Below are 14,056 nucleotides of genomic sequence, written 5' to 3'. Positions count from 1 at the left end.
AGCAAGCTGGTCAATATCGGTGTAGGCTATGAGGGTAGAAGTTACTAAATGACATTGTTTCTCAATTTGCGGGCGCAACGACGGCCGCTTCATTGGAGGCCATTTTGTTTGTACAAAACCAACTCAAATCCTGGATTGCCGGTATCCGCAGCAAGACCGCCTTGCCGCTGCGCATAGAATTGTGGAATGGCCAGTATGTCGACCTGTCCAGCGAAGCGCCCAGAGTCACCATCCGCCTGCCGACCGTCGCCTCGGCCCGCTATCTGCTGAACCCGTCGCTGGCCAACCTGGGCTCGGCCTATGTGGAAGGCAATATCGAAGTCAAGGGCACGGCCCAGGACATGATTTCCATCTGTAATGCCCTGGCCCGCAACACCTTGAAACCGGAAGGCAAGCTGGCCCGCATAGTGCGCAGCTTTACGCACGACAAGAGCAAGGATGCCGAAGCCATCCGCTACCACTACGACGTGTCGAATGCCTTCTACGAGCAATTCCTCGACCCCGCCCTCGTGTATTCCTGCGCCTATTTCGAACACGGCGATGAAACGCTGACGCAGGCGCAAGTCAAGAAGATCGACCATATCCTGAAGAAAATCCAGCTGCAACCGGGTCAGACCCTGCTCGACATCGGCTGCGGCTGGGGCGCGCTCGTCATGCGTGCCGCCCAACAATATGGCGCCCGCTGCGTGGGCGTGACCCTGTCGGAAAACCAGTACGCGCTGGCGCGCGAGCGTGTAGCGGCGGCCGGCCTGGCCCACCTGATCGACATCCGCCTGCAAGACTACCGCGACGTGACGGGCCAGTTCGACCGCATCACCAGCGTGGGCATGTTCGAACACGTGGGCTTGAAACATTTGCCCGATTATTTTTCCATCATCAACAAGCTGCTGGCGCCGGACGGCATGGCGATGAACCACGGCATCACTTCGACCGACCCGGAGAATGGCGAAACGCCGTATGGCGGCGGTGAATTCATCGAAAAATATGTGTTTCCCCACGGCGAACTGGCCCATATCGGCAATGTCCTGAAAACCATGCAGCAAGGGGGGCTGGAAGTGCTCGACGTGGAAAACCTGCGGCGCCACTATGCGCGCACCTGCGCCCTGTGGACGGAAAATTTCGAAGCCCATGCCGAGCAGATCCGTCCGTTGGCGGGCGAGCGGCGCTTCCGCATCTGGCACGTCTACCTGGCAGGCTGCGCCTATGCCTTCGAGCAAGATTTGATCAGCCTGTACCAGATCGTCTGCGTCAAGGCGGGCCGGCGTTCCTCCACCCTGCCCTGGTCGCGCAACTACATGTATGCGCAGGACGCCACGCCGGCGCCCCTGCTGGCGACCTGATCCTGATGCGCACGCGGGGCGCTTACTTCAGGCGCCCCGCGTACATGGCGCGGAATTTTTCCACCTTGGGCACGACAACGAGGGCGCAATAGCCCTGCAAGGGATGCTGCTCGACATAATTCTGGTGGTAATCCTCGGCCGGATAAAAGACCGATGCCGGCGCCAGCTGCGTGACGATCGGTGCATCCCACACGCCGGCCATCTCGGCCAGCACCTTGCGCGCCACGGTTTCCTGCTCCGCCGACTGATAATGGATAACGGAGCGAAATTGCGTGCCGACATCATTGCCCTGCCGGTTCAGGGTGGTAGGATCGTGCAAGGTAAAAAAGATTTCCAGCAAATCGTGGTAAGGGATGACGGCGGGATCGAATTCCAGCCGTACCACTTCCGCGTGGCCCGTCTCGCCCGTGCACACCTGTTCATATCCGGGGTTGGGCACCGTGCCGCCCGTGTAGCCGGACTCGACGCGCGTCACGCCGCGCACTTCCGCGTACACGGCAGCGAGGCACCAGAAACAGCCACCGCCGAATACCGCCACTTCCGTCTGTTGGTTCATGATGTCCTCCCGCAACGCCTGTGCGACGTATCATTTCATTACTGTAACGCAAAGCGCCATGGCCTGCAGTGCCGCTTGAAACGGCGCGTGATGCACCGCACATAAGGGGCATGCCGGCCACGATTGCGCTGGCGTGGCCGATTTTTGGCATAATGTCAGCAAATAGACAGGTCACCCATGAACACACGCTCTCCCCGCGCGCCAGCGCAAGAATTCGATACGGCACATTTCCGGCATGCATTGTCACAGTTTGCCACCGGCGTGACGGTCATCACGACGCGCCTGGCCGACGGCAGTTTCCGCGGTCTGACGGCCAGTTCCTTCAATTCCGTCTCGCTGTCGCCGCCCCTGGTGCTGTGGAGTCTGGGCACGGTGGCGAACAGCATGCCGATTTTCAGCGGCAACTCGCATTACGTCATCAATGTGCTGGGCGCCGAGCAGGCTGAACTGGCGCAGCGCTTTGCACGCCGCACGCCGAATCCCTTCGACGACGTCGAATACGAACTGTCACGCACGGGCCAGCCCATCCTGAAAGGCGCGTCGGCCTGGTTCGAATGCCACAACCGCAGCCGCTATCCGGAAGGCGACCACGTCATTTTCGTGGGCGAAGTAGAACAATGCGCGTTTGCCGCGCAGCCGCCCTTGATATTCCACAATGGTAAGTTCAATACACCGCCAGCCTGAGCGGGACAAAAAAAATCCGCCGAGGCGGATTTTTTGTTTTACAGGGTAAATTTATACCCGATGCTGACACTCACGGCGAGCGGGTCGAGCTTGATGTCCTGCGTCTGCCCCGTCGAGAATTTCGCCTTGGTCTTCAGGAAGGTCTTGACCACGGCCACATCGGCAAACCAGCGCTCGTTGAAGGACAGGGTGCTGCCGACCACCAGGCTGCCTGCCAGCTTGTTATCCATGCGGTAAGTGACGGGCGCTCCACCCGGATCCAGCAAGGCCGTCATCTGGCCCGAGCCTTTTTCCTTCTGGAAATATGCATACGTCAAACCCGCGCCCACGTAAGGACGGATCATCGCATTGGGCTGGAAGAAACGGTACTGGATGAAGGCCGTCGGCGGCAAGGCTTCCGCCGTCCCCAGCTTGCCCGTGCCCTTGATGGAACCGTCGCCCATCAGGTCATGCTTGTACGGTACGCCCAGGATCATTTCAGCGGAAATATTGTCCGTGATCATGTAGGCAAAGGTCAGGATGGGCTTGGTATCGGACTTGACGTCGGCCTTCGTGCCCGGCAGTGCCGGCGCGGAAATGTCGCCACTGTCGACGTGCGGCGTGATCTTGTTGAGGCCGACCTTGGCCATCCAGGTGCCTGCGCTTTGCGCCGAAGCGCCCGTCGCCATGGCCATCGCGGCGGCGGCGGCCAGCACGCGTACAGCGGTATTCAAACGATTTTTCATCTTGTCTCCTGATCATTATGTGCGGATAGCCGGGCTATCCAGTCTTGTCGCTGCCGGCGCCAGCCCCGTCCCCGGGACGCGGCTGGCGCGGCGATTCCTTACAGCCAGCCCCGCACGACCATGTCCTTGGCCACATAACGGGCCAGCAACAGGTTGTTGAACGGCGTAGGGTGCACATCGTCGGCATACGAGTAGTGGCTGACGTCGCCCGCTTTCAGGTTCGAGCCATTGCACACCAGCGAGCTGCCCAGGATATTGCCAGGTGCGTTCAGGTCGCACGCCGTCTCGCTGACATTGGTCAAGCCATACGGGCCAGGGTTGACGCCCTGGTCGTGGCTGACGGCAAACACGTCGACCAGCAAGACTTTCGCATTGCCGCTCAGGCCACCGCTCAGTTCACCATTGAAGGCGCTGACCATGGCATTGATGAGCGTCTTGGTATTGGCATCCTTGCTCAAGCCCGATGGCGTACCGGCCACGTCCGGCAAGTTGTTGACGATGACATAGTTGGCGCCCTTGGCGATGATCTGATCCTTGACCAGCGCCACCAGTTCAGTACCCGCTTGTTTCATGGCGGCAATCAGCAACGGCCCCTGGGCCGCCGCATAATCGGCGCCGGCCTTGGCGCCGGCGGCATTGCCGGTGACCGTCGCATCGGCTTGCGCCTTGGTGACCAGCGGGCCATATACGGTGGACGAGGCAACGGCCGTATTGCCCGCGACGACAGCAGCTTGCACGGCGGCACCGACGATGGTCGCCGAGGTGGCGCCAGGCGCCGCGCTGGCCGTCTGGATGGCGGCGCCGATGGAGGCGGCCGCCGTGGTGGGATTGGGCGCGCCGGCGGCCAGGGCCATGGTTAAATTGGTGGCAAAAGCCTTGGCGCCCGCATCGGCGCCCGCCGTCTTGCCGGCCGCCGTCGCACCGGCCTGCAATGCGCCGAGCTGGAACAGCACGTCATTGCCGCCCGCCATCACGAAGACGGCTTCTGTGCCGCTGAACTTGCCCCCGGAAGCAGCCAGGTGGTTCGCGATCTGCGTCACCACGGGCACGGTCAGGGCGCCCAGCTCGCTGCCCGTCAACTTGTTGTTCGGACCGACGGGATTGGTCACGCGCGAACCGCCCATGGCGTAGCCGTAGCAGCCCGGATGCTTGACGCGTGGCACGGACAAGCCTTTCGCCATATTGCCTTCCAGGCCAGTCTCGGCGGCGCATGGGGCGGCCAGGCCGAATTGCGCGGCCAGGTGCTCGGTCCAGTTCTTGCCTGTCAGTTCAGGATTGATCTTGGTATTGTCGCCATTGATGGTGAACTTGCCGCCACCTTTCGCCAGCACTGTGCCCACGGCATACGAACCGACATCGGACAGGCTGTCGCCGAACGACACCTGCGCCGTGTACTTGACTTTCAAGGTTTGATCACCGCCACTGGCGCCGCCGCAACCTGCAAGGACAGCCGCAGCCAGCACGGCCAGCGCAAATTTTGTTTGATGCATTTTGTCTCCTCGGTCTTTTTTATGGTTTCTAAACGAACGGGCGTGCTATTCGTTACCCAACTAATATGCCATCGTTCATGAGGCTTGTATAGAAAATATGCTTTAAAAATCAACGAAATAACAACACCGCCTGCGCCCTGTGATGGCCGGGCGATCTGCTGAATTATGGAGGATTTACTATGTTTCGTGGCAAGCATTGCTATTGCGCTGCATCAAGAAAAAGCCCCTTGCGGGGCTTTTTTCAGACGGACAGGAATTGCTGCAAGATACCACTTGAGCCGAACGCGGCACGCCGCAAACGGTCGTTGACGCCGAGCCACGCGGGGCCGGTCGGTGGCGCTTCGACGAGGATCAGCTCGGCGCCGACCTGGTCCATCGTGCGCAGCGAGGCATACAGCGCATGTGCGTAGTTTTCCGGGCTGGCGGCCAGGCGCACGCTGGCGCTGGCCGGCGGCAGATCCGAGTAGTGGATCAGCGCCACGCGGCGCCCGTCATTGAGCAGGCGGTTCAAGGTGGCGCGCACGTCGTCGCTGTGCTGCATCGCAACAGGCGTGTGTGGCGCATAGTGCGATTCCAGGGTGCCCGAGGCACGCGGTGCGGCCGCGTCGGCCACGGCCGGTGCGCGGCCAATGACGGCGGCGATCTGCTCGCTGCTGATATGGCCGGGACGCAACAGCACGGGACCGTGCGTGGCCAGGCGCGACAGGTCGACGATGGTCGACTCGATGCCCACGTCGCTCTGCCCGCCGTCGAGCACCAGGCCCAGCAAGCCGCTGTCGAGCTCCGCCGCGAATTCATCGCGCACGTGCTGCGCCGTGGTGGGGCTGACGTTGCCGAACTTGTTCGCCGACGGTGCCGCCAGGCCGCCGTTGCCGCCCTTGAAAGTGCGTAGCAGTTCGATAGCCACCGGATGCGACGGGCAGCGCAAGCCCACCGTATCCTGGCCGCCGGAAACGGCGTCGGGGATATGCGCGGCGCGCTTGACGATCAGGGTCAGCGGACCGGGCCAGAAGGCGGCCACCAGTTGCTGCGCTTCCACGGGAATATTATCGGACCAGTGCGCCAGGTCGGCGCCCGGCGCCACGTGCACGATCACGGGGTGGTCCGAGGGACGGCCCTTGGCTTCATAGATGCGCGCCACGGCGGCCGGGTTTTCCGCATCGGCACCGAGGCCGTACACGGTTTCCGTCGGGAAAGCGACGAGGCCGCCCGCTTCCAGCACGGCGGCCGCGGCCGCCAGGTCTTGTGCGGGCACGCTCACGGCGCGATTCCCAGGATCAGGCAAGCGTCGCGCAGGCGCTGCTGCGCCTCCTGCAAGGTGGCCGCGATGAAGGTCAGATGGCCCATCTTGCGGCCACGGCGCGGATCGTCCTTGCCGTACAGGTGCAGACACGCGCCCGGCAAGGCCAGGATGCGGTCCCAGGCCGGTTCGCTGACGACATCGCTGTCGTCGGCAAACCAGGCGTCGCCGAGGATGTTGAGCATCACGGCCGGCGAATGCTGGCGCACGTCGCCCAGCGGCAGGCGCGCCATGGCCCGCACCTGCTGCGCGAACTGGCTGGTGACGCAGGCGTCCATCGTGTAGTGGCCGCTGTTGTGCGGGCGCGGCGCCATTTCGTTGACCACCAGGCTGCCGTCGGTAAGCACGAAAAACTCGATGCACAGCACGCCGACATAGCCGAGTTCGGCAACCATCGATTGCGCCGCCCGCTGCGCCCTGGCGGCGCAGTCATCCGACACGTTCGGGCCCGGCACCGTGGTGGTGAACAGCACGCCGTCGCGGTGCACGTTTTCGGCGATCGGATACACGACCGATGCGCCGTCCACGCCGCGCGCCGTCAGCACGGAAACTTCATAGGCCAACGGCAGCATCTTTTCCAACAGGCAAGTTACCTCGCCCATTTCCGCAAACGCGGCGCGCACCTCGTCGCGCGTGCGCACGCGGAACTGGCCCTTGCCGTCATAGCCCATGCGCACGGTTTTCAAAATGCCTGGCAGCAAGTCGTCGGCGATGCCGTCGATGTCAAGCTGCGTGGCGATCACCGTATGCGGCGCCGGCAGCACGCCCGATTTCGCGGCGCAGGCGACAAAGAAACGCTTTTCCGCGATGCGATCTTGCGCCACCGACACGCCGTGGGCGTTGGGCGCCACAAAGACGCGTTCGGCCAGGCGCGACAGGCTGTCGGCCGGCACGTTCTCGAATTCCGTGGTGACGGCCAGGCATTGCGCGGCCAGGGCGTCGAGTCCGGCCGCATCGCTGTAGCCGGCATTGACCAGGTGCTGCGCCACCTGCCCCGCAGGGCAGGTGGCAGCCGGCTCCAGCACAGGTTCAAGAACTGCAACCTGATAGCCCATGCTCTGGGCGGCCTGGGCAAACATGCGGCCGAGCTGGCCGCCGCCCATCACGCCCAGCCATGCCGGTGGGTTGGCGGCGGGCAGCAATGGGGAAGTCGATTTACTATTCATTATTTTTCAAGCACATTATTCAGGCAAGACCATGGCCTTGGCGGCGGCCGTTTGCGTGGCACGGAAGGCTTCCAGCTGCTCGGCCAGGGCGTCGTCGTTGGCGGCAAGCATCGCCACGGCCGTCAGCGCCGCATTCGCCGCGCCCGCTTCGCCGATGGCGAAGGTGGCCACCGGCACGCCCTTGGGCATTTGCAGGATCGACAGCATGGAATCTTCGCCGCGCAAATACTTCGACGGCACGGGCACGCCCAGCACGGGCACGATGGTCATGGCGGCCACCATGCCAGGCAGGTGAGCCGCGCCGCCGGCGCCGGCGATGATGGCGCGCAAGCCGCGCGCGCGCGCGCTTTTCGCATACGCATACATCTCATCGGGCATGCGGTGCGCGGAAATGACTTGCGCTTCGTACGGCACGCCAAACTGTTTCAGGATGGCGACCGCGTTCTGCATCACGTCCCAGTCCGAAGACGAACCCATGATGACGCCGACCAGCGGCTTATTCTGCTCGCTCATCTCAGGCCTTCAGCTTCTCGCCCGTCAGGCGTTCGATGGCTTCAAAGTACTTGGCCTGGGTTTTTTCGATGACGTCGGCCGGCAGCGCCGGCGCCGGTGCGGTCTTGCCCCAGGTCAACGTTTCCAGGTAGTCGCGCACGAATTGCTTGTCGAACGACGGCGGCGAAATGCCAGGCTGATAGGAATCGGCGGGCCAGAAGCGCGACGAGTCGGCCGTCAGCACTTCATCCATCAGATGCATGACGCCATTGTCGTCCAGGCCGAATTCGAACTTGGTGTCGGCGATGATGATGCCGCGCGTGGCCGCATATTCGGCGGCCGTCTTGTACAGGGCGATGGCGACGTCGCGCATCTTGGCGGCCAGTTCCGCGCCGATGCGCTCTTCCATTTCCGCAAAGCTGATGTTTTCGTCATGCTCGCCCAGTTCGGCCTTGGCCGCCGGGGTGAAGATCGGTTCCGGCAGCTTTTCCGCCTGTTGCAGGCCGGCTGGCAGCTTGATGCCGCAGATGCTGCCCGTGTCTTGGTAATCTTTCCAGCCCGAACCAATGATGTAGCCGCGCACGACTGCCTCGACCATGATGGGCTTCAAGCGCTTGGCCACGACGGCGCGGCCCTTGACTTGCTCCACTTCCTCGGGCGCCACCACGGACTCCGGCGCCACGCCGGTCAGGTGGTTCGGCACGATATGGCCCAGTTTCTCGAACCAGAAATCGCTCATCTGGTTGAGGACCTTGCCCTTGCCGGGGATAGGCTCATTCATGACGACATCGAAGGCCGACAGGCGGTCCGTGGTGACGATTAGAATCTTGTCGTCGCCAACGGCATAGTTGTCGCGGACCTTGCCGTGGCCCAGCAATGGCAGGGAATGGATGGAAGTCTGATAGAGGCTGTTCATAGCGGGGGAATAGTTGGATGAAACGAAACCGGCAGGCAGGGAAGGCGCCCGCCGGTCGAGAAAATCGGGCACGGAGCATTGCTTCCGGCCCGTTCCAGACAGAATTTTACTTCACAATTTGCGACAGCTCGCCGGCCTTGTAGCGCTCGGCCATTTTTTCCATCGTGATGACCTTGATTTTCGACGCCTGGCCTTCGCAGCCGAAAGCCTGCATGCGCGCGCGCACGATTTGCTCGGCGGCGGTGCGGGCTGGCTTCAGGAAGTCGCGCGGGTCGAATTTCGACGGGTTTTCGAACAGGTACTTGCGGATCGCGGCCGTCATCGCCAGGCGGATGTCGGTGTCGATGTTGATCTTGCGCACGCCGTGACGGATGCCTTCCTGGATTTCTTCGACTGGCACGCCGTAGGTTTCCTTCATGTCGCCGCCAAATTCGCGGATGATGGCCAGCAATTCCTGCGGCACCGACGATGAACCGTGCATCACCAGGTGGGTGTTCGGGATGCGCGCGTGGATTTCCTTGATGCGGTCGATGGCCAGGATGTCGCCCGTCGGCTTGCGCGTGAATTTGTAGGCGCCGTGCGAGGTGCCGATGGCGATCGCCAGGGCGTCGCACTGGGTGCGCTGCACGAAGTCGGCCGCTTGCGCCACGTCCGTCAGCAGTTGCTCGCGCGTCATGGTGCCGTCGGCGCCGTGGCCGTCTTCCTTGTCACCCTTCATGGTTTCCAGCGAACCGAGCACGCCCAGTTCCGCTTCCACCGTCACGCCGATGGCGTGCGAGAATTTCACCACTTCACGCGACACTTCCACGTTGTATTCGTACGACGCGACCGACTTGCCGTCCGCTTCCAGCGAACCGTCCATCATCACGGATGTAAAACCCGAGCGGATGGCGGCCATGCAGACGGCCGGCGACTGGCCGTGATCCTGGTGCATGACGACGGGAATGTGCGGGTACGCTTCGACGGCGGCGTCGATCAGGTGGCGCAGGAACGCTTCACCGGCGTACTTGCGCGCGCCGGCGGACGCCTGCATGATCACCGGGCTGTTGAGCGCATCGGCGGCAGCCATGATGGCTTGCACTTGTTCCAGGTTGTTGACGTTGAAAGCAGGAATGCCATAGCCGTTTTCGGCGGCATGGTCCAGCAGTTGACGCATGGATACGAGAGACATGGTAATACTCCAGATAACAATAGAAACCGTTGCGGCGCTTCGCGGTGGTCAATAACCGCGCCGGCGCCGGAATTCTTGGGCCTTATTCAAATTCGCCGACTGTCACAATCTTTAATGCATTCGTACCGCCCACCTGGCCCATCGGCTCGCCCCAGGTGACGACGATCATGTCACCTTTTTTGACGATGCCCTGCGCCACCAGCAGCTCTTCCGCCTGCTTCAGCACCTGCGCGCTGGGAGCGTTCTGCATCAGATGATACGCCCGAACATTGCGGTACAGCGCGGCTTTGCGCAAAGTCGTGACGCTCGGCGTGAGCGCATAGATCGGCGTATCGATACTGTGGCGGCTCATCCACAAGGCGGTGGAACCCGATTCCGTCAGCGCCACGATGGCTTTGACGCGCAGGTGGTGGGCTGTAAACAGCGCGCCGTAGGCGATCGACTGGTCGATGCGGGTAAACGTGACGTTGAGGAAGTCCGCATCGAGCTTGTTGTATTCGGACTGTTCCGCTTCGACGCAGATGGCGGCCATCATTTCCACCGTCTCGATCGGGTACTTGCCCGAGGCAGTCTCGGCCGACGTCATGACGGCGTCCGTGCCGTCGAGCACGGCATTCGCCACGTCGGACACTTCGGCGCGGGTCGGCACGGCGTTGACGATCATCGACTCCATCATCTGCGTTGCCGTAATGGCAAGCTTGTTCGACGCGCGCGCCATCTTGATCATGCGCTTCTGCAAGGCCGGCACGGCCGCGTTGCCCACCTCGACGGCCAAATCGCCGCGCGCCACCATGATGCCGTCGGACGCATCGAGGATTTCCTGCAGCGCGGGAATGGCTTCCGCGCGCTCGATCTTGGCGATCATCATCGGCTTGTGGTGGTACGGTTCGCCGGCGATATTGGCCAGCTGGCGCGCCATTTCCATGTCCGTCGCGCATTTCGGGAAGGAAATGGCCAGATAATCGGCCTGGAAACTCATGGCCGTCTTGATATCTTCCATATCCTTGGCCGTCAGCGCGGGCGCGGACAAGCCGCCGCCCTGGCGGTTGATGCCCTTGTTGTTCGACAACTCACCGCCGATCTTGACGGTGGTATGGATTTCGCTGCCGTGGATGCGCTCGACGATCAGCACGATGAGGCCGTCATTCAGCAGCAGCACGTCGCCCTTGTGCAGGTCGCGCGGCAGGGCCTTGTAGTCGAGGCCGACCCGTTCCTGGTTGCCCAGTTCGCCGTTTTCGCCCCATTTGGCGTCGAGGATGAAGCGCTCGCCCGCTTCGAGCTCGATGCGCGTGTTTTCAAACTTGCCGACGCGAATCTTCGGCCCTTGCATATCGGCCATGATGGCCACTTCGCGGCCGCACTCGGCCGCCGCCAGGCGCACCAGCGCGGCGCGGTCGATATGGTCCTGCGCCTTGCCGTGGGAAAAATTCAAGCGCACCACGTCGACGCCCGCACGTATCATTTTGACCAGGATATCGAAGTCGGTGGAGGCGGGGCCGATTGTTGCTACGATTTTTGTACCACGTGGCATAGGAATCCTTGTGCGCGAGCGAAGGTGAGCAAGGCCGGTTTGAGACAGCCGCCGGCAAGGTAAAAGCGCAGCGGTCAGGCTGCGCTTGGTCTATTCATCATTCCACAGTCTCGAACATCTGAGAAAACCGTAGCGAGCGGCAATGAGTTGTGGCCGAGACGCGGAGCTGTGCGCATGCACAGTGAGCATCGGAGGCCGCAAATCATGACGCGCAGTAGGTTTAATCAGGTGTTCTTAGCCTGCGCGTTGCATCAGGATCTCTACGGCAGGCAAAGTCTTGCCTTCCAGGAACTCCAGGAAAGCGCCGCCGCCCGTCGAGATATAGCTGATTTTATCCGTAATATCGTATTTCGCAATCGCCGCCAGGGTGTCGCCACCGCCGGCGATCGAAAATGCTTTCGACTCGGCAATCGCCAGGGCCAGGGTCTTGGTGCCGTTGCCGAACTGGTCGAATTCGAACACGCCCACGGGGCCGTTCCACACGATGGTGCCGGCGGCGGCGATCTGCTGCGCCAGCAGGGCGGCCGTTTTCGGGCCGATATCGAGGATCATGTCGTCATCCGCCACGTCGGCCACGTCCTTGACGGTGGCGGCGGCTGTCGGCGAAAACTCCTTGGCGCACACGACGTCAACGGGAATCGGCACTTGCGCGCCCCGTTTGGCCATGATGTCGATGATGGCTTTCGCTTCGTCGACGAGTTCCGCTTCCACCAGCGACTTGCCGACATTCAAGCCAACGGCTTTCATGAAGGTATTGGCGATGCCGCCGCCGACGATCAGGTTATCGACCTTGTCGGACAGGGCTTTCAGAATGGTCAGCTTGCTCGATACTTTCGAACCGGCAACGATGGCCAGCAGCGGGCGGGCTGGCGCGTGCAGCGCTTTGCCCAGCGCATCGAGTTCGGCGGCCAGCAGCGGGCCGGCGCAGGCGACGGGCGCGAACTTGGCGATGCCGTGCGTGGACGCCTCGGCGCGGTGGGCCGTGCCGAACGCGTCATTGACGTAGATATCGCACAATTTCGCCATTTTTTGCGCCAGCTCATCGCTGTTTTTCTTTTCGCCCTTGTTAACGCGCACGTTTTCCAACAGGACGACCTGGCCGGCCGCCAGGTTTTCCAGGCCGGCGCCGTCGATCCAGTTTTGTTTCAGTGCAACTTCCTGGCCCAGCAGCTCGGACAGGCGGGCGGCCACGGGCGCCAGGCTGTCGGCCGGCTTGAACTCGCCTTCCGTCGGACGGCCCAGGTGCGACGTCACCATGACGGCGGCGCCAGCGTCGAGGGCGGCGCGGATGGCCGGCACCGAAGCGCGGATGCGCGTATCTTCGGTGATCTTGCCACTGTCATCTTGCGGGACGTTCAGGTCGGCGCGGATGAATACGCGCTTGCCTTGCAGTGCATTTTGGGCGATCAAATCTTGCAGACGGATGAAGTTGAGAACAGCTGACATGGCGATCCAGATGACGAGTGGAAGGAAGTGCGCTATTTTACCGCAATGACCAGACCAAATCGCCGATTTGTCCTGCTTTACTGAAAAACATGCAACAGTCGCAAGCCCGTGAAAACCAGCATGCCGAACACGATGGTTTGCAGCATATTGCGGCGAATCACGAAAAAGAGCGTAGCGGCAATACCCGACAAGAGTTTCAGATTCGACAAGTCAAAGTGCACTTGCGGCCCTTCCATCAACATATCGGGCGCAATGATGGCCGCCAACGCGCAGGCCGGCGCATAGCGCAGCATCTCGCCCACGCGGCGCGGAATGGTGATGTGGTGGCCGATCAGCCAGAAGGTGCTGCGCGTGGCGGCAGTCGCCACCACCAGCACGGCGATGGCGATCCACACATCGGCCCTGCCCAAGGCTATGCCGTCAAACATGGCGTTTTGTCCATTTTTCTGTCAATTCTTCCACGGCCATGGCACTGACCATGCCCACCACGACGGCCACCAGCAAGCCCAGCTTATACGGCAGGCTGAACGCCAGCACGGCCACCGTGCCCGCCACCAGCACGCCGCACAAGGCGGCGCGGCTGAGGATGAGCGGCACCGTCACGCACAGGATCGCCAGCGTGCCCGCAAAACCCAGCCCCCATTCGGCCGGCACGACGGCGCCCAGCACGATGCCGATGAAGGAACCGATTTGCCAGGCCAGCCAGTTGGGGTAGATCAAGCCTTTCAGGAAAGGCAGCTTGGCCGGGTCCGGCGTTTCATGGGGGTAGCGCTGCAGGAACAGGCCCACGGTGATATCGCCCGCCACATAGCCGAGCGCAAAGCGCTGGCGCCACGGCAGATGGGAAAAATGGGGGGCCAGCAGCACGGAAAAGATGACAAAACGCAAATTAACGACGAGGGCCGTGGCAAAGATCACCCACACGGGCGCTTGCGCGGCCAGCAGGGGCAAGGATGCGAGCTGGGCCGAGCCGGCAAAGACAAACAGGGTCATGGCCCCCGCCTGCGCGACAGTCAGGCCGCTTTTCACCATGGCCACGCCCACCACCATGCCCCAGGCGGCGATGCCCAGCAGGGTGGGTGCCCCCAGGTTCAGGCCGGCGCGCCAGGCATCTTTCAGCACGGCATGATCGCTGCTGGCCGGGACGGCGTTCACGCGGGTGTTCATGCGAGCCCCCGGCAGGCTGAGTGTGGTAACTGCACAACAATGGTGCAAGACGACATGGGCGGCAACGGTGAT

General features: G+C 62.3%; 14 protein-coding genes. 2 read left to right on the top strand and 12 right to left on the bottom strand.

The window, feature by feature from the left end:
* Positions 1-104: 104 nt before the first annotated feature.
* Positions 105-1,340, top strand: a complete 1,236-nt coding sequence (locus CSQ95_RS07935) for a cyclopropane-fatty-acyl-phospholipid synthase family protein (RefSeq protein WP_099409186.1) — start codon at positions 105-107, stop codon at positions 1,338-1,340.
* A 22-nt stretch (positions 1,341-1,362) separates the two neighbouring features.
* On the opposite strand, the gene msrA is transcribed toward CSQ95_RS07935, so the two are convergent.
* Entirely contained in the window at positions 1,363-1,896 is a 534-nt protein-coding gene (gene msrA, locus CSQ95_RS07930; protein ID WP_099409087.1) for a peptide-methionine (S)-S-oxide reductase MsrA, read from the bottom strand.
* Between the two features lie 177 nt (positions 1,897-2,073).
* Between msrA and CSQ95_RS07925 the strand changes: the two genes are divergently transcribed.
* Entirely contained in the window at positions 2,074-2,580 is a 507-nt protein-coding gene (locus tag CSQ95_RS07925; RefSeq protein WP_099409086.1) for a flavin reductase family protein, read from the top strand.
* A gap of 38 nt (positions 2,581-2,618) precedes the next feature.
* Here the strand turns inward: CSQ95_RS07925 and CSQ95_RS07920 are convergent, their stop codons facing one another.
* The 11 genes from CSQ95_RS07920 to CSQ95_RS07870 all read right to left on the bottom strand — a co-directional run bounded on the left by CSQ95_RS07920 (position 2,619) and on the right by CSQ95_RS07870 (position 13,984).
* Positions 2,619-3,305 (bottom strand): OmpW family protein, encoded by a 687-nt coding sequence (locus CSQ95_RS07920; RefSeq protein ID WP_180278990.1) that lies wholly within the window; start codon positions 3,303-3,305, stop codon positions 2,619-2,621.
* A 98-nt stretch (positions 3,306-3,403) separates the two neighbouring features.
* On the bottom strand, positions 3,404-4,795 hold the full coding sequence (locus CSQ95_RS07915; RefSeq protein ID WP_099409085.1) for an SGNH/GDSL hydrolase family protein: 1,392 nt from the start codon (positions 4,793-4,795) through the stop codon (positions 3,404-3,406).
* Between the two features lie 241 nt (positions 4,796-5,036).
* A complete protein-coding gene (locus CSQ95_RS07910; protein WP_099409084.1) occupies positions 5,037-6,056 on the bottom strand; it encodes an L-threonylcarbamoyladenylate synthase in 1,020 nt (339 codons plus the stop codon).
* Positions 6,053-7,261, bottom strand: coding sequence for a 5-(carboxyamino)imidazole ribonucleotide synthase (locus CSQ95_RS07905; RefSeq protein ID WP_099409083.1), 1,209 nt, complete (start codon positions 7,259-7,261; stop codon positions 6,053-6,055). Before CSQ95_RS07905 ends, CSQ95_RS07910 begins: the two co-directional genes overlap by 4 nt.
* 15 nt (positions 7,262-7,276) lie before the next feature.
* Entirely contained in the window at positions 7,277-7,774 is a 498-nt protein-coding gene (gene purE, locus CSQ95_RS07900; protein WP_070220354.1) for a 5-(carboxyamino)imidazole ribonucleotide mutase, read from the bottom strand.
* Between the two features lies 1 nt (position 7,775).
* Positions 7,776-8,669, bottom strand: coding sequence for a phosphoribosylaminoimidazolesuccinocarboxamide synthase (locus CSQ95_RS07895; RefSeq protein WP_070220356.1), 894 nt, complete (start codon positions 8,667-8,669; stop codon positions 7,776-7,778).
* 106 nt (positions 8,670-8,775) lie between these two features.
* Entirely contained in the window at positions 8,776-9,840 is a 1,065-nt protein-coding gene (gene fba / locus CSQ95_RS07890; protein ID WP_010401625.1) for a class II fructose-bisphosphate aldolase, read from the bottom strand.
* A gap of 82 nt (positions 9,841-9,922) precedes the next feature.
* On the bottom strand, positions 9,923-11,371 hold the full coding sequence (gene pyk / locus CSQ95_RS07885) for a pyruvate kinase (protein ID WP_099409082.1): 1,449 nt from the start codon (positions 11,369-11,371) through the stop codon (positions 9,923-9,925).
* 234 nt (positions 11,372-11,605) lie between these two features.
* On the bottom strand, positions 11,606-12,817 hold the full coding sequence (locus tag CSQ95_RS07880; protein WP_099409081.1) for a phosphoglycerate kinase: 1,212 nt from the start codon (positions 12,815-12,817) through the stop codon (positions 11,606-11,608).
* Positions 12,818-12,894: 77 nt separating this feature from the next.
* The gene (locus tag CSQ95_RS07875; protein ID WP_070220364.1) at positions 12,895-13,245 is read right to left on the bottom strand and encodes an AzlD domain-containing protein; all 351 of its coding nucleotides are present in this window, start codon (positions 13,243-13,245) and stop codon (positions 12,895-12,897) included.
* On the bottom strand, positions 13,238-13,984 hold the full coding sequence (locus CSQ95_RS07870) for an AzlC family ABC transporter permease (protein ID WP_180278989.1): 747 nt from the start codon (positions 13,982-13,984) through the stop codon (positions 13,238-13,240). Before CSQ95_RS07870 ends, CSQ95_RS07875 begins: the two co-directional genes overlap by 8 nt.
* Positions 13,985-14,056: the final 72 nt, after the last annotated feature.

Source organism: Janthinobacterium sp. BJB304 (assembly GCF_002735765.1).
GTDB lineage: Bacteria > Pseudomonadota > Gammaproteobacteria > Burkholderiales > Burkholderiaceae_D > Janthinobacterium.
The sequence above is the reverse complement of the archived record's forward strand: the minus strand, read 5'-3'. Positions and strand labels throughout refer to the sequence as shown.